General features: G+C 30.9%; 21 protein-coding genes. 6 read left to right on the top strand and 15 right to left on the bottom strand.

Features of this window, described 5'->3' with window-relative positions; translation table 11 throughout:
* Nucleotides 1-591: 591 nt before the first annotated feature.
* The 9 genes from carB to CBLAS_RS00995 all read right to left on the bottom strand — a co-directional run bounded on the left by carB (nucleotide 592) and on the right by CBLAS_RS00995 (nucleotide 10,074).
* Nucleotides 592-3,849 carry a carbamoyl-phosphate synthase large subunit gene (gene carB, locus CBLAS_RS01035; RefSeq protein ID WP_106870841.1) on the bottom strand — a complete coding sequence of 1,086 codons (3,258 nt, stop codon included), beginning with the start codon at nucleotides 3,847-3,849 and terminating at the stop codon, nucleotides 592-594.
* Nucleotides 3,850-4,599 carry a rod shape-determining protein MreC gene (gene mreC, locus CBLAS_RS01030; protein WP_106870840.1) on the bottom strand — a complete coding sequence of 250 codons (750 nt, stop codon included), beginning with the start codon at nucleotides 4,597-4,599 and terminating at the stop codon, nucleotides 3,850-3,852.
* A complete protein-coding gene (locus CBLAS_RS01025) occupies nucleotides 4,592-5,626 on the bottom strand; it encodes a rod shape-determining protein (protein WP_106870838.1) in 1,035 nt (344 codons plus the stop codon). The genes mreC and CBLAS_RS01025 overlap by 8 nt, the downstream gene beginning before the upstream one ends.
* Before the next feature lie 12 nt (nucleotides 5,627-5,638).
* Nucleotides 5,639-6,874 (bottom strand): ATP-dependent Clp protease ATP-binding subunit ClpX, encoded by a 1,236-nt coding sequence (gene clpX / locus CBLAS_RS01020; RefSeq protein ID WP_106870836.1) that lies wholly within the window; start codon nucleotides 6,872-6,874, stop codon nucleotides 5,639-5,641.
* A complete protein-coding gene (lpxA, locus tag CBLAS_RS01015) occupies nucleotides 6,874-7,662 on the bottom strand; it encodes an acyl-ACP--UDP-N-acetylglucosamine O-acyltransferase (protein WP_241517588.1) in 789 nt (262 codons plus the stop codon). The genes clpX and lpxA overlap by 1 nt, the downstream gene beginning before the upstream one ends.
* Entirely contained in the window at nucleotides 7,659-8,096 is a 438-nt protein-coding gene (gene fabZ, locus CBLAS_RS01010; protein WP_106870833.1) for a 3-hydroxyacyl-ACP dehydratase FabZ, read from the bottom strand. Before fabZ ends, lpxA begins: the two co-directional genes overlap by 4 nt.
* Before the next feature lie 188 nt (nucleotides 8,097-8,284).
* Nucleotides 8,285-9,361, bottom strand: coding sequence for an epoxyqueuosine reductase QueH (locus CBLAS_RS01005; RefSeq protein WP_106870831.1), 1,077 nt, complete (start codon nucleotides 9,359-9,361; stop codon nucleotides 8,285-8,287).
* A 9-nt stretch (nucleotides 9,362-9,370) separates the two neighbouring features.
* Nucleotides 9,371-9,877 (bottom strand): thioredoxin-dependent thiol peroxidase, encoded by a 507-nt coding sequence (bcp, locus tag CBLAS_RS01000; protein ID WP_106870829.1) that lies wholly within the window; start codon nucleotides 9,875-9,877, stop codon nucleotides 9,371-9,373.
* Nucleotides 9,874-10,074, bottom strand: coding sequence for a tautomerase family protein (locus CBLAS_RS00995; protein WP_106870827.1), 201 nt, complete (start codon nucleotides 10,072-10,074; stop codon nucleotides 9,874-9,876). The genes bcp and CBLAS_RS00995 overlap by 4 nt, the downstream gene beginning before the upstream one ends.
* Before the next feature lie 268 nt (nucleotides 10,075-10,342).
* On the opposite strand from CBLAS_RS00995, the gene CBLAS_RS00990 reads away from it, so the two are divergent.
* From CBLAS_RS00990 to hisIE, 6 genes are all read left to right on the top strand, one after another.
* The gene (locus CBLAS_RS00990; RefSeq protein ID WP_106870825.1) at nucleotides 10,343-11,329 is read left to right on the top strand and encodes a DctP family TRAP transporter solute-binding subunit; all 987 of its coding nucleotides are present in this window, start codon (nucleotides 10,343-10,345) and stop codon (nucleotides 11,327-11,329) included.
* Between the two features lie 12 nt (nucleotides 11,330-11,341).
* Nucleotides 11,342-11,953 (top strand): TRAP transporter small permease, encoded by a 612-nt coding sequence (locus CBLAS_RS00985; RefSeq protein WP_106870823.1) that lies wholly within the window; start codon nucleotides 11,342-11,344, stop codon nucleotides 11,951-11,953.
* Nucleotides 11,954-11,955: 2 nt separating this feature from the next.
* Nucleotides 11,956-13,239, top strand: a complete 1,284-nt coding sequence (locus tag CBLAS_RS00980; protein WP_106870821.1) for a TRAP transporter large permease — start codon at nucleotides 11,956-11,958, stop codon at nucleotides 13,237-13,239.
* Between the two features lie 168 nt (nucleotides 13,240-13,407).
* Nucleotides 13,408-14,331, top strand: coding sequence for a branched-chain amino acid transaminase (locus CBLAS_RS00975; protein WP_106870819.1), 924 nt, complete (start codon nucleotides 13,408-13,410; stop codon nucleotides 14,329-14,331).
* 9 nt (nucleotides 14,332-14,340) lie between these two features.
* The gene (locus tag CBLAS_RS00970) at nucleotides 14,341-15,420 is read left to right on the top strand and encodes a prohibitin family protein (RefSeq protein WP_106870817.1); all 1,080 of its coding nucleotides are present in this window, start codon (nucleotides 14,341-14,343) and stop codon (nucleotides 15,418-15,420) included.
* An 11-nt stretch (nucleotides 15,421-15,431) separates the two neighbouring features.
* Nucleotides 15,432-16,184, top strand: coding sequence for a bifunctional phosphoribosyl-AMP cyclohydrolase/phosphoribosyl-ATP diphosphatase HisIE (gene hisIE / locus CBLAS_RS00965; protein WP_241517583.1), 753 nt, complete (start codon nucleotides 15,432-15,434; stop codon nucleotides 16,182-16,184).
* A 79-nt stretch (nucleotides 16,185-16,263) separates the two neighbouring features.
* On the opposite strand, the gene CBLAS_RS00960 is transcribed toward hisIE, so the two are convergent.
* The 6 genes from CBLAS_RS00960 to dapB form a co-directional block, all read right to left on the bottom strand.
* Complete coding sequence (locus CBLAS_RS00960) at nucleotides 16,264-16,884, bottom strand: LutC/YkgG family protein (protein WP_106870815.1); 621 nt, start codon at nucleotides 16,882-16,884, stop codon at nucleotides 16,264-16,266.
* The gene (locus tag CBLAS_RS00955) at nucleotides 16,877-18,307 is read right to left on the bottom strand and encodes a LutB/LldF family L-lactate oxidation iron-sulfur protein (protein ID WP_106870812.1); all 1,431 of its coding nucleotides are present in this window, start codon (nucleotides 18,305-18,307) and stop codon (nucleotides 16,877-16,879) included. The genes CBLAS_RS00960 and CBLAS_RS00955 overlap by 8 nt, the downstream gene beginning before the upstream one ends.
* A complete protein-coding gene (locus tag CBLAS_RS00950; protein ID WP_106870810.1) occupies nucleotides 18,304-19,041 on the bottom strand; it encodes a (Fe-S)-binding protein in 738 nt (245 codons plus the stop codon). The genes CBLAS_RS00955 and CBLAS_RS00950 overlap by 4 nt, the downstream gene beginning before the upstream one ends.
* 21 nt (nucleotides 19,042-19,062) lie before the next feature.
* Nucleotides 19,063-20,700 (bottom strand): L-lactate permease, encoded by a 1,638-nt coding sequence (locus CBLAS_RS00945; RefSeq protein ID WP_106870808.1) that lies wholly within the window; start codon nucleotides 20,698-20,700, stop codon nucleotides 19,063-19,065.
* Nucleotides 20,701-21,087: 387 nt separating this feature from the next.
* Entirely contained in the window at nucleotides 21,088-22,428 is a 1,341-nt protein-coding gene (gene purF, locus CBLAS_RS00940; RefSeq protein ID WP_106870805.1) for an amidophosphoribosyltransferase, read from the bottom strand.
* Between the two features lies 1 nt (nucleotide 22,429).
* A complete protein-coding gene (gene dapB / locus CBLAS_RS00935; protein WP_106870803.1) occupies nucleotides 22,430-23,182 on the bottom strand; it encodes a 4-hydroxy-tetrahydrodipicolinate reductase in 753 nt (250 codons plus the stop codon).
* Nucleotides 23,183-23,253 lie beyond the last annotated feature (71 nt).

Raw genomic sequence — 23,253 nt, 5'->3', positions numbered from 1 at the left:
CAAAGCTTTTTGATATTTTGTTATTCAAAATCATTACTATTTAGCAATTCAGAATTTTTATTTCGTCGTTTAGATAACTTATTACTTATCATTTAAAGTCTTTACTACTTTATCATTAAAATCTTTACCGTCTTATAATTTATAACACTTGTTATCTAGCCATTCAAGCTAAGCATTACAAAGAATATCAAAATTTAAAACAAAAATAAAAAACAGATATAGTAAACAAACAAGCATTAAAACCTTAAGGAAATTCTTTACAAATACTTAAGATGATTTAGTGAAAATTTTAAGATTATAAGGTAGTAAACAATAAGAGTAAATAGAAGTAAATTTAAGATGACTTATAGGTTGTTAATATATCCTAAGTAATGATAATATCCTCTAATAACGCTTCTGTTAAAAACTTATAATATAATAACAAAAACAAAAAAGATAACTAGGTAGAGAATTTAAAATAACTAAATAAAATTCACTCAAAATTGCTAAATTTTAGAGTTCAATATAATGTATAATATTTATAAAAAATAAGATGTAAAATAAAAATTAAAATACTAGCAACCAAATAGTTGCTAGTATAAATTTAACCAATTAGTCTTTTAACCACTCTTGGATACTTTTAACCTCTAATGCTGTTTTGTCTTTGAGTGTAGAGATAGACCTAGAAGCAACTAATGCCTCTTTTATAGTTCTAAAATATGGAATGTTATATCTAAGTACGCCCTCGCGAATTTTAGCACCATCTTCTGTATAGCTTTTACTATCGCTTGTATTAATCACTAGTTTAATCTTTTCATTTTTTATCCTATCTTCAACATTTGGGCGACCTTCGCTAATTTTATAAATTAATTCACTATCTATATTGTGTTCTTTTAAAAATTTATGCGTTCCTGATGTAGATACTAATTTAAACCCTTCTTTTATTAAATTTTTAGCTAAACCTACACTATCTTTTTTATCTTTGTCGGCCAAACTCAAAAACACTTCACCTTCTACAGGTAGTAAATTATTAGCTGAAATTTGAGACTTTATAAAACTTTTTTCAAAACTGTCACTTATGCCCATAACCTCACCTGTGCTTTTCATCTCAGGTCCTAAATCAAGATCAGAGCCTACTAATTTATTAAAAGGAAAAACGCTCTCTTTAACACAAATTTGTTTTTTCATCTTTGGTTTTAATATACCTTTTTCTTCGTATACAATATTAAAAGTATCGTAAAATTTAAGTGATTCTCTTAAATTTCCTTGCCACATTACTCTTGTAGCAACCTTTGCCATAGGAATACCTGTTGCTTTGCTTACAAATGGAACAGTTCTGCTAGCTCTAGGATTAACTTCAATCATATAGAGTTCATCTTTATATATGGCAAATTGTATATTCATAAGTCCAATTACGCCTAAACTTAAGGCTATATCTTTTGTTTTTTCTTCTATTTCATCTATCATTTGCCTGTTTATACTATAAGGTGGCAACATTCCCGCACTATCGCCTGAATGAATTCCAGCCTCTTCAATATGTTCAATAATCGCCCCTATATAAACATCTTTTCCATCACTAATCGCATCAACATCAAGCTCAATTCCATCTTCTAAAAACTTATCAAGCAACACAGGAGAGTGGTGGCTAACACTAACTGCTTCGTCCATATATGCTTTCAGCTCCTCTTCATTATGAACTCTTTTCATAGCACGACCACCTAAAACATAACTTGGACGAACTAAAACAGGATATCCTATATTTTGAGCCTTTTTAAGTGCATCTTCTTTACTGATAGCTGTGTCATTTACAGGTTGTTTTACACCAATTTCTTTTATGAATTTACTAAATTTCTCTCTATCTTCAGCCATATCAATAACTCTTGCACTTGTTCCTATTATTTTAGCTCCAAGCATTTGAATTTTTTTAGCAAATTTAAGTGGTGTTTGTCCACCAAAATGAACTATTATGCCATCTGGATTTTCTCTTTCAATGACTGTTCTTACATGTTCAAAATCAATTGGTTCAAAGTATAAAATATCGCTTGTATCATAATCCGTGCTAACTGTTTCAGGGTTGCAGTTATACATAATTGTTGTAACTCCTAAATCACGCAAAGCATAGCTTGCATGCACACAACAATAATCAAACTCAATGCCTTGACCAATTCTATTTGGTCCACCACCAATTATTAAAACTTTTTTGTTTTTATTATCAACTGGTAAATCTTTTAACCCATCATTTGGAGTTTTTGAATAAAGATATGAGATATCTGTATGAAGTTTTCCTGCACTTGTATCAACCTTTTTATAAACATGGGTAATGCCAAATTTTGACCTTGCAAAATATATATCATTTTGTGTTAAATCAAGATTTTCTTTTTTGTTTATAAGATAGGCAATTCTTTTGTCTGAAAAGCCCATAGATTTAATCTCTCTTAGTCTCTCTTTATCATTTAAAATATCCATATCTATGCTGTTTTCAACATCTACTATCTCTTGAATTTCTCTTAAAAAATACTTTTCAATTTTAGTTAAATCATAAAGCTCATCAATACTATAACCATTTCTAAATGCTTGAGCTACATATAAAATTCTCTTATCATCAGCATGTCTTAATTTGTATCTTAAATCTGTATCGCTTATCTTAATATCATCAAATCCACTTAATCCACTTTCAAGTGAACAAAGTGCTTTTTGAAGGCTCTCTTTAAAATTTCCACCTATACTCATAACCTCGCCAACACTCTTCATTGCAGTGCCTAGCTGAGGATCTGCACCAGCAAATTTCTCAAATGCAAATTTAGGAACTTTAGTAACTATATAATCAACTTCAGGTTCATAATAAGCCGATCTTCCTGTCATATCGTCTTTTATCTCATCAAGCGTAAAACCAACAGCAAGCATAGTTGAAACTTTTGCGATAGGATAACCTGTTGCTTTACTAGCAAGTGCTGAGCTTCTTGAAACTCTTGGATTCATCTCTATAACAACCATTCTATCGCTTTTTGGATCAAGTGCAAACTGAATGTTGCTTCCACCACAATCAACCCCGATAGCACGGACTATATCAAAGCTTGCTTTTTTCATTTTTTGATAATCTTTGTCATTCATAGTTAAAGTTGGAGCTATGGTAATACTATCACCTGTGTGAATTCCCATTGGATCTATATTTTCAATAGGACAGATAACAATACATTGATCTTTTGTATCGCGTATTATCTCCATTTCCATCTCTTTCCAACCAAGCAAACTCTCTTCTATCAAAATTTCATGAATTGGGCTTATTTGTATACCATTTGCAGCAAGTTTTTTAAACTCATCAATATTATAAGCAACCCCACTTCCTGCACCACCTAATGTATAGCTTGCTCTTATAATAAGTGGAAACCCTATCTCTTCAGCAGCTTTTAAAGCTTCTTCCATATTATAAGCATAACTTGATTTTGGTAAATCCATTCCTATCTCAACCATAGTTTCTTTGAAAGATACTCTATCTTCACCTCTTTTTATCGCCTCAGGACTAATACCTATAAATTTAACCTCTGGAGCTTCTTTACTATCATAAACCTCCATTCCAACATTTAGTGCTACCTGACCGCCCATAGTAGGCAAAATAGCATCTATTTTTTCTTTTTTTATAATTCTTAAAATACTATCTTTTGTTATAGGTTCTATATAGGTCGAATCAGCAAAATCTTGATCTGTCATTACTGTTGCAGGATTTGAGTTTATCAAAACTACTTTATAACCTAATTTTTTTAGAGTTTTTACGGCTTGAGTCCCACTATAATCAAACTCACAAGCTTGACCGATTACAATAGGTCCACTACCTATAACTAACACTGATTTAAAATCATCTCTTTTTGGCATTCATCTCTCCTTTATGACGATATACAAAAATGTCGGTATATTTTCTTTAAAATAAGGTTCTATAATGGCACTTTTGTATAAGTCATCGTCTACTATCTCTTTTATTTTACCAACAGGAACTCCAGCAAAAAAGATATTATCCATTCCACTAGTATAAACCTCTTCTCCAATCTCAGGTTTTAGCCATTGTGGTATAAACTTCACTACTACATTTTTACCATCTCCATTAGCAATTCCTGGAATTTTGCTATCACCAATAGCAACAGAAAAAGATGACTTTGGATCGGTTTGCAATATAGCCACAGCATTACCATCTTTTTGAGTTATTATTCCTGCTGTATTTCCTTGATAAATTGCACCACGAATTTCATCTTTTTTAATACCTTTAAAATCTATCCAAAATTTACTATAATCACTGATATTTACATATGATAATATCCTTGAAATTTGTACATCTGGAGAAAATTGTATTGATTTTGTATCTTTTAAAATTTGATTTAATTCATTTGCAACTGTATTTAGTAGGGTTGATTCTTTTCTTAAAATTTGATTTTCTGTTCTTAATTTTTGAATTTCTTGTGCTTGATAAAAATGGTTATTGATTTTATTTGTAATAAATTCTTTACCATTTTTAAAAGCACTAACAAAATTATTTGAAATGCCTACAATACTTCCTTTTATATTTGAACCAATATATATAGATAAGCTTAAAAAAATAGCTATAAATAATATTGGCTTAAGTTTATTCATCTGATAATTGTCTTAGTATATTCATCTCTTGTAAGGCTTTTCCTGTTCCTTTAGCAACTGCTAAAAGCGGTTCATCTGCAACATATACAGGTAGTTTTACTATATCGCTTAAATATTTATCAATTCCTCTAATTAAAGCTCCTCCGCCTGTTAAAACTATACCATTTTCAACAATATCTGAAGCAAGATCAGGTGGCATTAATTCAAGAACAGTTTTCAAAGCGTCTGCTATCTCTTTTAAGGCCTCTCTCATAGATTCTCTAACATCTTCACTAGTAAGTTCTACCCTACTTAAAAGACCACTTATTTGATCTCTTCCTTTAACTATAGTCACAAGCTCTTCAGGAAGTTGAATAGCAGTTCCTACTTTCATCTTAATATCTTCACCGGTTCGCTCACCTATTAAAAGATTATATTTTTCTTTTACATAATTTACTATGCTATTATTAAACTTATCGCCTGCTGTTCTAATTGATTTGCTTATTACAAGCCCACCAAGAGATATAACCCCTATTTCAGTTGTTCCACCACCTATATCAACAACTAAACTTCCTTTTGGTTCTTGCACAGGAAGCCCTGCTCCAATAGCAGCTGCCATAGGCTCTTCAATCAAAAATACCTCTCTAGCCCCTGCCATTAAAGCACTATCTCTAACAGCTTTTCTCTCCACTTGAGTTAATCCATAAGGAACTGATATAATAATTCTAGGACTTATAAACATCTTTCTTTTATGGGTTTTTTCTATAAAATATCTTATCATTCTCTCAGTCATATCAAAATCGGCTATAACGCCATCTTTCATAGGGCGAATTGCCTCTATATCTCCTGGTGTTTTTCCAACCATCTCTTTAGCTTCATGTCCTACTGCTAGAATTTTTTGTTTGCCATATTTTTGATTTTCAACTGCAACAACACTTGGCTCATTTATAATAATACCTTTATCCTTTACTAAAATAAGAGTATTTGCCGTTCCTAAATCTATACCCATATCGCTTGAAAATAGCCCTAAAACTGTATCTAATAACATCTTTTTCCTTTATTATTCGCTAAGTATATCTTGCTTTATTAAAATTGGTTTTTCTTTGCCATCTACTACATCTTTTGTGATAACCACATCATAGCCTTTTAGCTCTGGCAGATCAAACATAATATCAAGCATAATCTCTTCCATTATACTTCTAAGCCCTCTTGCACCTGTTTTTCTCTTAATAGCTAAACTAGCTACTTCCAAAAGTGCCTCTTCATCAACTTTAAGCTTTGCTCCATCTATTGCAAATATCTTTTCATATTGTTTTAAAATAGCATTTTTAGGCTCAGTTAAAATTCTTACCATATCCTCTTTATCTAATTCATCTAAAGTTGCAATTATGTGAAGTCTTCCTAATAATTCAGGAATTATTCCATAATGAACCAAATCATCACTTTCAACTAAATGCGTTAGATTACTATTTTCTTTTTTTGTTCTTTTATCTTGATTAAAGCCCAAAACATTTTTGCCTATTCTTCTATTAATTATTTCATTTAAGCCATCAAATGCACCACCACAAACAAATAAAATATTTGTAGTATCAATTTGAATAAATTCTTGATTAGGGTGTTTTCTGCCACCTTTTGGAGGTATATTTACAACACTTCCTTCAATAATTTTCAATAGTGCTTGCTGAACACCCTCTCCACTAACATCTCTTGTAATGCTTCTATTTTCACTCATACGAGAAATTTTATCTAACTCGTCTACAAAAACAATACCTTGTTCAGCTTTTTTTATATCGCCATCAGCGGCTTGTAAAAGCTTGGTTAAAATATTTTCAACATCTTCTCCAACATAACCAGCCTCAGTTAAGCTTGTCGCATCACAAATTGCTATTGGTATATCTAGATATCTTGCCAAAGTCTGTGCCATTAGAGTTTTTCCACTTCCTGTTGGTCCTATAAATAAAATATTTGATTTTGAAATTTCAGTGTCATCTTTAACATCATTTTGTTTAAATATTCTTTTATAATGATTATAAACCCCAACACTAAATGCTTTTTTAGCCCTATCTTGACCTACAACATAACTATCTAAAACATCTTTTAACTCTTTTGGGGTTATATGCTTTATACTTTCATTGTCTAAATTTGAGATATCAACATCTTTATTTTCTCCACCATGTATAAACTCATATGCCATATCTACACATTGTTCACACAAATAAGCATCTTTTTTATCGTTTATTAAAAATTTTACCCCATCTTTTTGTGGTTCTTTACAAAAACTACAAATTTTAACCATCAAATTTTTCCTTTTTTTAGAGGAATTCCTCTTTTTGTATTTATTATAAATTCGCACATATCTTTTACATTTAAATTATCACTATTTTTTAATAAAATTTCAGCTTGTTCTTTTATGTTCTCACCTTGATTAAAAATAAATTTATAGGCTTTATTAATTATTTCAACCTCATCTTTAGGGAATCTTCTTCTAATGCCAACTAGATTTAATCCTCTAATATAAGCCCTATTTCCCTCAGCTAAACAAAATGGTGGAATATCTTGAGACAAAGCACTAGCTCCTGCTATCATAGCACTTTGCCCAACTTTTACAAATTGGTGAATAGGAGTAAGCCCTCCAACAACAGTAAAATCTCCAAGCTCAACATGTCCTGCTAGTGTTGCGTTGTTTGCCAAAATAATATTATTTCCTACTATACAATCATGCGCTATATGACAATATGCCATTATAAAAGCATTATCTCCGATTCTTGTAAAACCATCGCCTTTATGAGAGCCTGAGTTTATAGTGCAAAACTCATGAATAACTGCATTTTTACCTATTATAAGCCCTGTTTTTTCGCCGTTTACGAAGCTCATATCTTGCGGAATCTCACCAACGATTGCATAGCTAAAAATTTTACTATTTTCTCCAATAGTTGTGTTTCCAACAACTCTTGAACCTTGTTTTATAATACTATTTTTACCTATTTTTGCATCCTTGCTTATAAATGCAAATTGCTCAACTATAACGCCATCTTCTAAAATAGCACCATCTTCAACAATAGCAGTATTATGGATATTCATTATTTATCCATTATCATTGCTTGAAATTCAGCTTGGGCTGCTAATTTATCATCAACATAAGCTTTTCCCTCTAAAACCCAAATTCTACCTCTATGTTTTAAAACATTTATCTTATAAACAAGCTTATCGCCAGGTCTAATTGGGTGTCTAAATTTCGCCTTATCAATAGTCATAAAATAGACTACTTTGTTTTCAAAATCCCCATCATCATCGCTTTTAAAAGCTAACACTCCACCAGCTTGTGCCATACCTTCAAGTATCATAACTCCTGGATAAATAGGATGTCCTGGGAAATGTCCTTGGAAAATGTGGTCTCCAATTGTTACATTTTTATAAGCTTCAATACTTTCGCCAGGACTAACTTCAATAACCCTATCAATAAGTAAAAACGGATATCTATGCGGAAGTATTTTCATAATATCATTTACATCTAACATGTTTAACCTTAATCATTAATTAACTTAATATTTTAACAAATTCTTACTAAATTTTCCTTGATATGAATAAAATACTATATTAAATTTATCTTCTAATTATTTTGTTTAATCCTACCTAGTCTATCAATGAATTAATATAAATTTAAACTACTCAATTTAGATAAATTTAAATTTTATACCAATGTCCTTTAAATGTTTTTGCATATTTCTAAACTCTCTTTTACATCAAGATAAATCTTAGATTTTGCTTCAACTCTTGCACTTGAAATTTGTATGTTTTCAACTATAATTATAGGTGAAAAGCTATCTCTAAAAGATATCTTTTCTCTAAGCCTAAGCTCTTCTTCTATGCTCAAAGGATTCTTATAAAGTTCATTTAAATTTTTATAATTTAACCCGCAAATTTTATTAAATTTAACAAGAGATAATATCCTAATTTGCTCTTTATTAGTATAAAACTCATCGCATTTTTTATCTATCTTAAATTTAACCAAATTTCTTTCAAAGTGTGAATTAAACAAAAAATAGCTCCTAACAACCTTTTCATCAAATTTAACCTTTGCATTTAAAAGTCGGTAATTTATAATTTTATCTCTTAAAATCTTAAACTTAATACCTTCATTTTCTAAATTCTCAACTTTTTTATAAAAGCTTAACCTATCATCGCAGCTATTTGGCAAAGCTCTTTTAAGCACATCACTCATAAGCTCATACTCTAAGCTCTCTTTATTTTGCATCTTCATAGCATAAATACAACCACAATAGTTTTGATGATAAAGCATATCTTTTTTAGCCAAATCAAACTGCTCTTGTGTGCCACCTTTTTTTCTATAATCAGGTGCTATAAACTCAAGCTCATACTCTTTGCAAATTTCATCCAAAGATTTTACAAGCTGCTCATATGACTTTTTTGGACTCATTAAAAGTGTTGTTGTGATTAAATTATGCCCTATTGATTTAGCAAATTTAGCTGTAGCATCCATTCTAAAATCAAAACATTTTTGACATCTTTCCCCACGCTCTTTTTCATTTTCAAGCCCCTTTACACACAAAAACCAAGAGTTGATATCATACTCTCCTAAATGAACATTAATTCCCATTTTTTTAGAACTTCTAACAACATCTTGATACCTCAATAAATACTCACTATAAGGGTGGATATTTGGGTCGTAGAAGTATCCAATTATCTCTTCATTTGGATACTCTTCTTTTAGCCTTTTTAAAAAATAGTGCGAGTCAACCGAGCAGCAAATTTGAACTACCAACTTAACTCTTTATTTAGTTAAATCAGCCAAAACTTTAATGGCATGATCTTTTGCTTTTACACTTTTATAAACTTTGGTTATAACTCCGTCTTTGCCTATAACAAATGTAGTTCTAACTATGCCTAAATACTCTCTTCCATAGTTTTTTCTAACTTGATAAACTCCATAAAGTTTACTAACCTCTTTTTCTTCATCACTTAGTAAGATATGTTTAAGGCTCTGTTTTTCTATGAAATTTTGATGTGATTTTATACTATCTGGACTAATGCCAATTACAACAGTATCATTTGCTAAAAACTCATCATAATTTTGTGTAAATTCACAAGCTTCAGTAGTGCAACCTGGGGTATTATCTTTTGGATAAAAATACAAAACAACATTTTTGCCTATAAAATCTTTTAAAGATATTTCCACACCATCACTATTTTTTAGACTAAACTCAGGTGCTTTATCTCCAGCTTTTAAAGTTACTTTTCTCTCTCTATCCTCTTTTAAAAACTCTTTTACTTCGCTCATTTTTCTCTCCTTAACTCTTCAATACTTTTTCCACCAAAATAGAAGTGGCTTGGCTCAATTTCCTCAAAGCAGATTACAGTTCTTTCTGGTAGCTTTTTTAGATTATTTACAATCACATCTGTTATCTCTTTTGCAATTTTATTTTGAATCTCTTTTGAGGGTGCTGGGGTTGTAAGTTTTACATTAATAAATGGCATATTTTTTCCTTTTTAAAATATTTACAACATTATATCAACTTTTAATTATGCTTTATTAAATAGACAAATCTAAATTTTATATAACTCTTAGTATAAAAAACTTATCTCAATACTTCTCACTATATTTTATGTAACAAATAAGAAATTTTATTACATATGGTAACAAAAATAGTAAAAAAGTATCATTTTAAGAAAAAATTTTTTCTATTTTGTAAAACTGATAAAAAATTATCGTAGAATGAAAATAACTTTAAAAAAGGAGCTTATTATGAGCAAAACGACTAAAGTTTTAACAGGACTATTGTTTTTAGTATCTTCAGTTTTTGCAGCTGATTATTCTATTAAATTCTCTCATGTTGTGAGTGCAGATACACCAAAAGGCAAAGCAGCAAACTATTTTGCAAAAAGAGTTGAAGAGCTAACAGATGGAAAAATAGAGGTTCATATTTTTCCAAATTCTCAACTTTACACAGATGCAGCGGTTATGAAAGCGCTAAAGATGAACAATGTTCAGATGGCTGTGCCTAGTTTTTCAAAATTTACTAGAATAGTTCCACAAATGCAACTTTTTGATCTGCCATTTTTGTTTAGAGATACAGAGCATCTTCATAAAGTTATAGATGGAGAAGTTGGTCAAATTTTAAAAGATATGGTTAATAAAAAAGGCTTTATAGCACTTGATTTTTGGGATAATGGCTTTAAACAATTTAGCTCAAGCAAAAAAGGAATCATTAAACCAGATGATCTTATAGGTCAAAAAGTAAGAATTATGAGTTCTAAAGTTTTAGAAGAGCAGATGAAAATCCTAGGCGCAACACCACAAGTTTTACCTTTTTCAGAGGTTTATTCAGCTTTACAACAAGGTGTAGTTGATGGCGCTGAAAATCCTTTAGCAAATTTCTATACTGAAAAATTTTATGAAGCTCAAAGTGATTTAACAATGAGTAATCATGGATATTTGGGATATTTAGTAATAGTAAGTGAAAAATTTTGGAAAAAGCTACCAAAAGATTTACAAGAAAAAGTAACACAAGCAATGAAAGAGGCAACTGCTAAAGAAAGAGAGATGGCTAAAGAGATGGAAGATGAGTTTATGGCTAAGATACAAGATTACGCACAAAAAACTCAAAAGATAAAAATTCACACTCTTTCAAAAGAACAAAGGGATGAATTTAAGAAAAAAACAGAGACTATATATCCTGAATTTTACGACAGTATAGGCGAAAATTTGATCAAAAAAACCCTAAATCAGTGATAGGTAAAACCAATGTCAAAGGTTTTTAGATATATTGATATTTTTATCTCCAATGCAAATAAAAACATAGCTGTTATAGGAATTTCCCTCGGGGTTATTTTAGTTTTTGTAAATGTTGTGCTTAGATACTCTTTAAGCTTAGCTCAAATATTTGTAGAAAAAACAGGTATTGGGGAAATTCTTATGAATTTCCTTACTATTTTAAATGGGAACATGACATGGGCTGGAGAGTTGACTAACTATCTTTTTATTTGGTCTGCGCTTTTTGGTGCAGCTTATGGGTTTAAAAAAGGAATTCACATATCAGTTACTATTATGTTAAATGCACTACCGAAACTGCTTGCAAAAGCACTACTTTTACTATCTCATATTATAACATTTGCCTATCTTGCTTTTAGTTCCTATTTAGGAATTAAGCTAATTATACTACTTATGGAATTTGATGAGATAAGTGTAGATTTAAATATACCTATGTGGATACCGCAACTTGTTCTTCCTATAACCTTTTTTACAGCAGCTTTTAGAGCAGCTGAAAAAGTATATGAGGTTGCCACTACAGGTGCAGATGAAGTGTTGCAACAAAGTGAAGCAGAGTTGATTCGTGATTCTGTAATAAAGGATTAGCTATGATGATGCTAACTCTATTTGGTCTACTTTTTTTATTTATACTTATAGGCGTTCCTGTTGCTGTTGCATTAGGCTCTAGCACTATGATATCAGCTATGTTTTTTAGTGATCTTGATTTAATAGGCATAACTACTCATGTTTTTGATGGACTAAATAAATACTCATTAATGGCAATTCCTATGTTTATTTTAGCAGGTGCATTTTTATCAAAAGGAAGCGCTGCAAGCAGAATAATAGAATTTGCAAAAGCATTAGTTGGACATCTGCCTGGTGGCTTACCAATTGCGGCTATTTTTGCAAGTATAATTTTTGCAGCCGTTAGCGGAAGTTCGCCTGCTACTGTTGTAGCCATAGGCTCTGTAATGTATGGAGCTATCAAGCAAGCTGGTTATCCTGAAAAATATGCCATAGGCACAATAGCAACAGCAGGAAGTCTTGGGATACTAATACCACCTTCTATTGTATTTATCGTTTATGGAGTTACTGCAAACGAGTCGATAGGTAGGCTTTTTATGGCTGGAGTTATTCCTGGACTAATTATAGGCTTTATGCTTATGGGTGTTACCTATTTTGGTGCTAAAAAACTTGGTTTTAAAAGAACTAAAGCAGCTTCACTTAAAACAAGAGTTCGTGCTTTTAAAGATGCTTTTTGGGCATTAATGCTTATAGTTATAGTAATAGGTGGAATTTATGGTGGAATTTTTACCCCTACTGAAGCTGGTGCGGCTAGTGCTGTTTATGCTTTTTTTGTCTCAGTTTTTGTATATAAAGATTTAAAAATAAAAGATTTATATCCTATAATTTTAGATTCAGCTATGACTAGTGCTATGATATTTTTTATTATAGCAAATGCTATGATATTTTCTCATTTTTTAACTGATGAGATGATACCACAACATATAACACAATTACTATTAGATGCAAATGTTGGTAAAATAATGTTTTTAGTAATAGTAAATCTTTTACTATTTTTAATGGGTCAATTTATGGAACCTAGCTCTGTTGTTATGATAACAGTTCCACTTTTACTTCCAATAGCCACAACTCTAGGCATAGATCCTATACATTTTGGGGTTGTTATGGTTGTAAATATGGAGCTTGGTATGATAACACCACCAGTTGGATTAAATCTCTTTGTCGCAAGTGGTGTAACAGGACTGAGCCTAAAAGATGTTGTTGTGGCATCTTTACCTTGGAGTATCACAATTTTAGCAGGGCTGCTTCTAATAACATATGTACCTGAGATATCCCTATTTTTACCAAATTTAATGTATGGTAAGTAGTTTTAAGATGGATTTTTCCATCTTAAAATATACCCACCAGCTTTAAATTCAATTAAACTTCTTTTTATAATGCCTATTTTACTATGTCTATTTAGCCAATCTATAATGTTTTATTAAAAAATTTAAGATATAATTATTTATTAAATTAAAAAAGAAAGAAGAGTAAATATGGCAACAATCAACGAAGCTAAATATATCTGGCTAGATGGTAGTTTAATACCTTGGAATGATGCAAAAATTCACATCTTAACACACTCACTACACTATGGAAACGCTGTCTTTGAAGGTGTTAGAGCATATCAAACCAAAAAAGGTATTGCTATTTTTAAGTTAAAAGAGCATACAAAAAGACTACTTGATTCAGCAAAGGCTTGTCTTATAAATGTCTCATACTCTTTAGGAGAGTTAGAAAAAGCTCAAATTGAAGTTATGCAAAAAAACGAATTTAATGATACTGTATATATAAGACCTATTATATTTTTAGGGTATGGAACTATGGGAGTATCTCACAAAGAATCACCAACACGAATTGCAATAGCCGCATGGCAATGGGGTGCTTATATGGGAGAAGAGGCTCTTGAAAAAGGAATAAAAGTTATGATAAGTTCTTGGAGAAAAAATCCTCCTTTTTCTATGATGAGCAAAGCAAAAGCAAGTGCAAACTACTTTAACTCTCAAATGGCACATCATGAAGCAAAAGTTTCAGGGTGTGATGAAGCACTTTTACTTGATAGTGAAGGATTTGTAGCAGAAGGTAGTGGGGAATGCTTTTTTATAGCAAGGGATGGTGTTATTATAACTCCACCAAACGATACTAGTTTAGAGAGCATTACTCAAGCAACTGTAATTGATATAGCAAAAGATTTAGGATATACTGTTGAAAGAAGGCGTATAACTAGAGATGAAATTTACATATCAGATGAAGCGTTCTTTACAGGAACAGCTGCAGAAGTTACTCCAATAGGGGTGATAGATTCTAGAGTAATAGGTAATGGAAAAGCAGGCTATATAACAAAAGAACTTCAAAAAGCTTATTTTGATGTAGTTACAGGCAAAAACCCTAATTACGAAAAATATTTAACATACATATAAAGGAAAAACATGCCAGCAGATTTAAATGATTATTTTAACAGGAAAAAAAACAATAACGGCAATGAAAACAACAATAGACCAAATATTGACTTTAAAATGCCTGATTTTAAAGGTATGGGTAAATTTTCACCTCTATTATATATAGGTCTATTCATAATAGCATTTATATTTTTAACAAAACCTTTTGTGGCTATTAAATCAGGTGAAGTTGGAATCAAAGCAAGCTTAGGAAAGTATGAGGTAAACCCACTTCAGCCAGGACTTCACTTTTTTATACCTGGAATTCAAGATATATTTGTGATGGATACAAGAGTAAGACTTATAAACTACACCTCAGGTGAAGACGCAGGAGAGGCAAGAAATCCCATAGGCTCTGGAATTATTAGAAAAAACTCAATCTCTGTTTTAGATGCTAGAAACTTACCTGTAAGCATAGATATTACAGTTCAGTATAAACTAAATGAAGCAACTGCACCAAACACCATAGCACAATGGGGCTTTAGTTGGGAAAATAAAATCATAGATCCACATGTTAGAGATATAGTAAGAAGTGTTATAGGTAAATATACAGCTGAAGAGCTTCCTGTAAATAGAGAACAAATTGCACTATCTATAGATAATGAGATAAGAGCCAAGATAGATTCTCTTCCAAATACTCCGGTTAATCTACTAAACGTTCAACTAAGAGAAATAATACTTCCTGAAAAAATTAAAGAGCAAATTGAAAGAGTTCAAGTAGCAAAACAAGAAGCTGAGAGAACAAAATATGAAGTTGAAAGAGCTAACCAAGAAGCACTTAAAAAAGCAGCTCTTGCAGAGGGTAATGCAAATGCAGTTTTAATTGAAGCTAAAGGTCGTGCAAATGCTGTTAGAATTGAAGCTGAAGCAGCAGCTTATGCAAATACAGAGATAGCAAAAAGCCTAGATAGTAATATTTTAAGTCTAAAACAAATAGAAACTCAAGCTAAATTTAACGAAGCTTTAAAAGATAACAAAGATGCTAAAATTTTCTTAACTCCTGGTGGAGCTGTTCCAAATATCTGGGTTGATACAAAAGACAAAGCTAGACAAAGCGCAATGGATAGATAAAAGGTTAAAATTTGTTAAGTAATGAGATAAAAATTGATTGGCAAAAAGTTAATGGACTACTTCCTGTTATAGTGCAAGATGAAACCTCAAAAGATGTTTTAATGCTTGCGTATATGAACAAAGAAGCATTTAATTTAACATTGACATCAGGTTTTGCTCATTACTTTTCAAGAACAAAAAAAAGAATTTGGAAAAAAGGCGAAGAGAGCGAAAATACTCAAGAGGTCAAAAAGATTTTTTTAGACTGTGATAACGACACTTTACTTTTATCTGTTAAGCAAATTGGTGTTGCTTGCCATACAGGCTCTAAAAGTTGCTTTTTTAATGAGATAAAACTAAATGGTGAATTTACAAAAACACTAAATATTAAAAAACCATTAAATTATGATGTTTTAGATGAGTTATATCACATAATACTTGATAGAAAACTAAATGCAAACCCAGAAACTTCTTATGTTGCAAAAGTTTTTAATCGTGGGGAAAATGCAATTTTAAAAAAGGTTGTGGAGGAGTCTAATGAGCTTACTTTAGCCTGCAAAGATTTAACTAAATTTAATACCTATGATGAGTTTAAAAAAGAGCAATTTGGAGAGCATATAAAAGATAATCCAGAGTATGATGTTGTTTATGAGGCTAGTGATTTAGTCTTTCATCTCTTAATAGCACTTGCAATGCATAATATCCACCCAAGCAGAATTTATGATGAACTTGCAAGAAGAAACGGCATAAGCGGTATAGAAGAGAAAAAATCTCGTAAAATCTGAACTTAAATTGTAGTTTTAAAAAATATATAATTTCTAAACGAGTATTAGCACAAAAATTTATGCTAATACTAATATACAATCAATATACTAAGACATATACAACTTGTGAGCCATGAACACCAAGAACAGGGGTAAGTTCTATATCAGATGTTCTTGAAGGACCACATACAAAAACTATATTTGTTGGAAGTCTTTGATCTTCTTTTTTTATCTCATTTAGTGCAATTGAAATACTTTTTACTATATTCTCTTTTTTTAATAAAACTATACAAACTTTTGGAGTTAGACTTAAAAGTCTTGGCTGTTCTTTGCTAGATGTAACACAAAATACACCATGAGAACTAACGCCTTTTCTAGCTTCTATAATTGAAACATCATAATCAAAAAGTCTTTCTTTAAATTCCTCAACAGGCATATCAAATACAAAATCTTCATTAACTTTTAGAGATTTTATATCAACAGGAATATTTTTTGGACGAATTAAACGAGATACATTCTCTTTTTCAATTATATTTTTTATATCTTTTTTTAAATTTGAGCTTTTTATAACAAATGCTTTATTTTCCTTTGCTCTTAAAATATACTCTTCAACTAAATCTTCACTTTCATTATTTATAAATACAACTGGATCTTCTCCGATATGTGGTTTATTAACAGCACTAGTTTCAACCGCATCTAATATAAACTCTCTACTATTCATAAATAACTCCTTGCATTTCTTTCATCTCTTTATGAAGATCAAATTCAAATTCCCCAAGATCCTTATAAGCAACCCAGTTTTTGATAACTGGTATCCTATCTCCAAATTTATGAACAATGCCATTAAACATAATAGCACTTTTCATAGCAGTTCTAAATGCAAAACCATTCATTTGAACTTTAGAATAACCCTTAAATACCATAGCTTCTATTTTATTCTTTTTTAGCTTATCTGTTCCAATTGGAGGATTTTTACCTTCTCCAACCTTATCTCTTCTTAGTTTTCTAATTAAATCAGCAAGTGGAATTTTCACAGGACAAACCTCACTACATCTTCCGCAAAGTGAACAAAGAGTTAAAATTCCACTATTTGTATCCATCCCAAATAGTTGAGGCGTAATAACCTCTCCAATAGGTCCTGGATATACAGCTTTATAACTATGTCCTCCAACTTTATCATAAACGGGGCAGAAATTCATACACGCACCACATCTAATACATCTTAAAGCTTCATAATACTCTTTATTTGTAAGCATTCTGCTTCTATTATTATCAAGCATAATTATATGGCACTCTATTGGTCCATCTAACTCACCTTCTTGTCTAGGTCCTGTTATGATGTTATTATAATTTGTTATAAATTGCCCTGTTGCTGAAGGTATAAGAAGTGTATTTAGCATAGCAGCATCTTCAAATCTCTCTACTATCTTTTCTATGCCACAAATATTTACAGTGATATCGGGTATAGTTGTGCACATTCTACCATTGCCTTCATTTTCAAGCATCCAAATTGCACCCTCTTTACTTATAGCAAAATTTACTCCGCCAAGTCCCATTTTTAGAGTTTTAAACTCTTCTCTCATATACTCTCTTGCTATTGCATTTAGTTTTTCTGGTTCACTTTCTAATGGTGCATTTAGATGCTCTTTAAATATCTCGCCTATTTCATAACGGTTTTTATGAATGGCTGGAACAACGATATGAACAGGTGGTTCATCAATTAGCTGAATAATCAACTCTCCAAGATCGGTTTCAATAGCATCAATGCCTTTTTCTTTTAAGAAGTGATTCAGGTGAATTTCTTCACTTGCCATTGATTTCCCTTTTAGAATTTTAGAGATATTTTTTTCTAGCATTAATTTATAGATAATCTCACAGGCTTCATTTCCATCTTTTGCCCAGTGGATTATAAAACCGTTTTTTGTTGCATTTTCTTCAAATTCTAAAAGTCTTTCTTTTAAATTAGTAAGAGTATTATTTTTTGATGCCTTACCTGAGTCTCTTAACTCTTCCCAATTTGTAAAACGCTTTTGAATTAAATTTTTCCTATTTGTTTGCAAGGTATGCATAGCAGAACTCAAATTTTCTCTTAGTTGCTTATCATTAATTTTTTCTGTTACTACCCTTGAATGATCTACTTTCATAGCACTTCTCCATTTATTCTTTTTAACAAGAAGTCATAAAGATGAATTGTCTTTATATCCTCTTTGTTGCGGCTTATTGTGCCTGCTATATTCATCAAGCAACCACCATCACTACTTATAAGATATTTACAGCCTGTATTTTTTATATCCTTTATCTTCTCCATTGCCATAGCATTTGAAATTTCTGGCTCTTTTACTGCAAAAGTACCACCAAAGCCACAACACTCTTCTTCATGTTCTAATTCAATCAACTCAACATTTTTAAGTTTTTTTATTAGTGCTTTTGAACTTTCTATGCTTTTAGCAATTCTTAAAGCATGGCAATTACTATGCCAAGTAACTTTTATAGGTTCACCCTTATCTTCTAGTTTAATATCTAAAACCTTATCCAAATAGACACTTAAATCATAAACACGAGAACTAAAGTTTTTTATTGCCTCATAATCTTTGTCATCTTTAAATAACTCTAAATAATCATGCATCATCATACCGCTACAAGAACCACTTGGAACTAAAACAGGATAATCTTCATTAAATAATTTTGCATTATATAAAGCTATTTTTTTTGTATCCTTAAAATAACCTGTATTAAACCCCGGTTGTCCACAGCAAGTTTGATCTTTTTTAAAAATTACCTCTATGCCTTCTTTTTGCAAAAGTAAAATTGTATTTTTTACCATTTTTCCCATAAGGGCTGTTCCCAAACAAGTCGAAAATAAATAAACTTTTTTCATATTTTTCCTTAGATTAAAATATTAACTTATAATTATAGGTATTAGCATCGGAAATAAGTTTATTATAACCCAAGTTATGATGCCACCAACTACAATATAAATCAGTGAATATTTGATAGTAAACTTTAATAGTTCACTCTCTCTGCCAACTAAACCAACTGCAGCACAAGCAACTGCTATACTTTGTGGACTTATCATTTTTCCAGCCATTCCGCCAACTGTGTTTGCTGCTAAAAATATAGTTTCAGGTATGTTAAGTTGAGAAGCTGTAACTTGCTGAAGTGTTCCAAAAAGTAAATTTGAACTTGTAACTGAACCTGTTAAAAATACTCCAACCCAGCCTATCATAGGTGAGAAAAATGCAAATGCCTCACTTCCTGTATTTGCCAAAGCTAATCCCATGGTTGCAGCTTGTGCACTATTTTTAGCTATAAAAGCATATGCCACAACAAGACCTATTGTAATAATTGGCATAATCATCTCTTTAAATGTCTCTTTTGCTGCTTCAATGGCGATTGTTGTTTTTATTTTTAAAGTAAATATAGTGCATATTGCCGCAATTAGTATGGCAAGACCAATTGCTTTTATCGCTTGAAATGTATACATTGTGTCTAATGGTTCGTCACTTAAACTAAGTGGAGTTGTTTGAATAATACTATCTTTTAAATATGGTAAATAAAATTTAATATCAGCAAAAGATGCATATGTTTTTATTAGAGGCGTTGTCCATACCACTATAAAAATAATTAAATATATAAATGGTGACCATGCTTTTAAAATATCTCTAATTCCTATTTTACTCTCATTTCCAAATTTCTCTTTACCATCTAGCCTATAAACATATTTTATTTTATAAAATTTTAAAAATAAAACAGTTATTATTATTGAAAATACAGAAGATGTTATAGCAACAAGCTGGGGTCCTAAAATACTAGCTGTTAAATACTGAGTTATAGTATAACTAAAAGCAATAACACAAAGTGGTAAAAATGTTTGCTTAATACCTTTAAAACCATCCATCAAAAATACTATAAAAAATGGCACACTTAAAGATATTATAGGTAGCATCCTTCCAACCATCATTGATAATACATTTGCATCAATGCCTGTTGTTTGTGCCATTGCTACAATAGGTATCCCAACTGCCCCAAATGCCGCAGGAGCTGTGTTTGCTATCATAGAAAACCCTGCTGCGTATAGTGGATTTAGTCCAAGTCCAACAAGTAAAGCCGCAGTTATTGCAACAGGCGCACCAAACCCTATAGCTCCCTCTAAAAAAGTTCCAAAACAAAGCGCAATTATAATAACTTGTATTCTATGATCTGGAGTTATTGTAGTAATTGAGGCTTTAAGTATTTCAAAATATCCTGATTTTACGCTTAACTTATAGAGAAAAATAGCTGTTAAAATAATCCAAGCTATTGGCCAAAGTCCTGTAAAAAATCCTTGAAAAAAGCTCATTATAGACATACCTATTGGCATTTTATAAACTATAATTGCTATTATTAAACTTAAAATTACTGTGATAAAGGCTGCTACATAGCCTTTTAACTTTAATACAACTAATGATGTGAAAAATAAAAATATAGGCAAAGCTGCAACAAATGCACTTAGCCATATGTTTGAAAATGGATTATAAATTTGTCTGTATAGTTCCAATGAATTAAACCTTTTGATTATATATAAAGATAGAATAATATCATTATGCTCCTTTTAGTAAGTATATCAAAAAATATTAATTAAATAAATTAAGAATAAAACAGAATTTAATATAGTCTATTTTAAATATAAAATATTACCGCATAAATATACTTTAAAATTTGAGAATAATCCATTTATTTTATAAGTATTACTATCTTTTACTATTATGATTTATATGTATTTATAAAGTATTTTTAAATAAAATAATATTTTAATTAACTTACTAAGATTTAGTAATTTACATCCCTAATTAGCTATAAAAATTGTGTTTAATTCACTTTCAACTTAAGTTAAAAATAAAAATGTTGTAAAGTGCGGCTTAAATATCTCATTGTTTACTAATAGTTATTTCACAAAATAATTTCCATCAAAGCTTACAAGTGAGTATTTTCGTTCACTTCCCATAGCATTTACAAGTTCATCAATTTCCAAAAACTCTAAACTGTCTGCACCTATGTATTTACAAACCTCATCTTTACTCATATTTGCACTAATTAGCTCTTTAGTTGTTGGTGTATCAATGCCGTATAAATCTGGAAATTTTATCTCAGGAGCTGCGATTTTAATATGTATTTCTTTTGCGCCCGCATGTTTTAAAAGCTCAATTATCTTTTTAGAAGTTGTACCCCTAACAATGCTATCATCAATAACAACAATTCTTTTATCTTTCAAAAGCTCTTCCATAGGATTTAGTTTTAATTTCACTTTTAAATTTCTCATCTCTTGAGTTGGTTCTATAAAAGTTCTTCCTACATAGTGATTTCTTACTATTGCCATCTCAAAAGGAATGCCACTTTCTTGTGAATATCCTAAAGCTGCTGGAACCCCACTATCTGGAACAGGTATAACCAAATCTGCTTCAAATTTGCTTTTTTTAGCCAAAACTCTACCTAACTCTTTTCTAACATTATAAACATTTTTTCCTTCAACTGTGCTATCTGGTCTAGCAAAATAGACATATTCAAAAGCACAAATTCTAGGATCAATATCTTCAAAAAGCTGAATGCTTGTATACTCAGTTTTTCCCTCTTCAAAAATAATCATTTCGCCTGGCTTTACATCTCTTATAAACTCAGCTCCAACTAAATCAAATGCACAAGTTTCACTAGCAATTATATATCCAGCATCTTTTAATCTCCCAATGCTAAGTGGTCTTATGCCATATTTATCTCTTATAGCAAATATCTTTGATCGTCCCATTATAAGCAGACAATAAGCACCGACTATATCGTTAAGTGCGTCCACTATACGCTCTTTTAGGGTCTCTTTTTTACTTCTTGCTATTAAATGAAGTATATTTTCAGTATCCATATTTGACTGAAATATTGCTCCCTCTTTTATAAGTTCTTGTCTAACACTGTTTTTATTTATTAAATTTCCATTATGAACTATAGAAATTTCACCCAAATCATAATTGGCAAAAACTGGTTGAGCGTCATTTTTTGAACTATTTCCTGCAGTTGAATATCTATTATGCCCAATAGCTATATTTCCTTTTAAACTAGCGATTTTTTCTCTACTAAAAACATCAGTAACTAACCCTTGAGCTTTATGAGTTGTTATGTGGTGGTTATAACTTACGCTTATGCCACTTGATTCTTGACCACGATGTTGCATAGAAAATAGTCCATAATAGGCTGTTTTTGATGCTTCATTTGAATTAATAACTCCTACGATTGCACACATTTTATATCCCTAAACAATCATTTATAGAATATAAGCCGTTTTTTTGAGAACTCAGCCAAATGGCAGCTTTTATAGCACCTTTTGCAAAGGTTGCACGACTTGTTGCTGTATGTGAAATTTCAATAAATTCACCATCTGTATAAAATCCAGCCGTATGTTTTCCTACTATATCGCCACCTCTTAAAGACATAACAGCTATCTCATCTTTACTTCGCTCTCCTATATCTCCATCTCTACCGCTAACTCTTACCTTATTTATATCTAGATCTCTTGCTTTTGCTACAAACTCGGCGAGTGTTAAAGCAGTTCCGCTTGGTGCATCTTTTTTATGCTTGTGGTGCATTTCAACTATCTCAGCATCATAATCTCTCAAAGCTTTTGAAGCCAAAAATGCAAGTTTATTGAGTATCGCAACTCCTAAACTCATATTTGTAGCATATAAAATTGGCATTTTTAAAGAGCACTCTTTTAACAATACCATAGTTTCATCATCTAAACCAGTTGTTCCTATACAAAGTGGTTTTGGACTATTTATAGCAAATTTTAAAAGTTCTTTTGTTCCGCTATTTAATGTGAAGTCAATTACAACATCGCTATTTTTAAAAAATGTATTTAAGTCTTGTGTGAAAATTTCTATATCACTTCTGTTTTTATCAAAAGCAGAATTAGCTTTTGCATTAGATTCTTCTTCCAAACACTCTAAAATAGTTCTCCCCATACGCCCATTTGCACCATGAACACCAATTTTTATCATATAAAATCCTTTAAATTTGCAAAAAATTAGTATAGCTAATTTTATATAATAGTATGATAAATTTATAAACT

Source organism: Campylobacter blaseri (assembly GCF_013201895.1).
Taxonomy (GTDB): domain Bacteria; phylum Campylobacterota; class Campylobacteria; order Campylobacterales; family Campylobacteraceae; genus Campylobacter_B; species Campylobacter_B blaseri.
This window is presented reverse-complemented; position numbering and strand designations above follow the sequence as displayed.

Excerpts from the sequence above, each read along its gene's own strand:
- CBLAS_RS00995 (WP_106870827.1), bottom strand. The coding sequence starts at position 10,074 with ATGCCATTTATTAATGTAAAACTTACAACCCCAGCACCCTCAAAAGAG.
- CBLAS_RS00955 (WP_106870812.1), bottom strand. The coding sequence starts at position 18,307 with ATGAAAGTAGATCATTCAAGGGTAGTAACAGAAAAAATTAATGATAAG.
- CBLAS_RS01025 (WP_106870838.1), bottom strand. The coding sequence starts at position 5,626 with ATGTTATTAGATACAGTTTTAGGGCTATTTTCAAGCGATATGGGTATA.
- CBLAS_RS00960 (WP_106870815.1), bottom strand. The coding sequence starts at position 16,884 with ATGAATAGTAGAGAGTTTATATTAGATGCGGTTGAAACTAGTGCTGTT.
- bcp (WP_106870829.1), bottom strand. The coding sequence starts at position 9,877 with ATGAGCGAAGTAAAAGAGTTTTTAAAAGAGGATAGAGAGAGAAAAGTA.
- dapB (WP_106870803.1), bottom strand. The coding sequence starts at position 23,182 with ATGATAAAAATTGGTGTTCATGGTGCAAATGGGCGTATGGGGAGAACT.
- carB (WP_106870841.1), bottom strand. The coding sequence starts at position 3,849 with ATGCCAAAAAGAGATGATTTTAAATCAGTGTTAGTTATAGGTAGTGGA.
- CBLAS_RS00985 (WP_106870823.1), top strand. The coding sequence starts at position 11,342 with ATGTCAAAGGTTTTTAGATATATTGATATTTTTATCTCCAATGCAAAT.
- CBLAS_RS00980 (WP_106870821.1), top strand. The coding sequence starts at position 11,956 with ATGATGATGCTAACTCTATTTGGTCTACTTTTTTTATTTATACTTATA.
- clpX (WP_106870836.1), bottom strand. The coding sequence starts at position 6,874 with ATGGTTAAAATTTGTAGTTTTTGTAAAGAACCACAAAAAGATGGGGTA.
- CBLAS_RS00990 (WP_106870825.1), top strand. The coding sequence starts at position 10,343 with ATGAGCAAAACGACTAAAGTTTTAACAGGACTATTGTTTTTAGTATCT.
- purF (WP_106870805.1), bottom strand. The coding sequence starts at position 22,428 with ATGTGTGCAATCGTAGGAGTTATTAATTCAAATGAAGCATCAAAAACA.
- fabZ (WP_106870833.1), bottom strand. The coding sequence starts at position 8,096 with ATGTTAGATGTAAATGATATTATGAAAATACTTCCGCATAGATATCCG.
- CBLAS_RS00975 (WP_106870819.1), top strand. The coding sequence starts at position 13,408 with ATGGCAACAATCAACGAAGCTAAATATATCTGGCTAGATGGTAGTTTA.
- mreC (WP_106870840.1), bottom strand. The coding sequence starts at position 4,599 with ATGAATAAACTTAAGCCAATATTATTTATAGCTATTTTTTTAAGCTTA.
- CBLAS_RS00970 (WP_106870817.1), top strand. The coding sequence starts at position 14,341 with ATGCCAGCAGATTTAAATGATTATTTTAACAGGAAAAAAAACAATAAC.
- CBLAS_RS00950 (WP_106870810.1), bottom strand. The coding sequence starts at position 19,041 with ATGAAAAAAGTTTATTTATTTTCGACTTGTTTGGGAACAGCCCTTATG.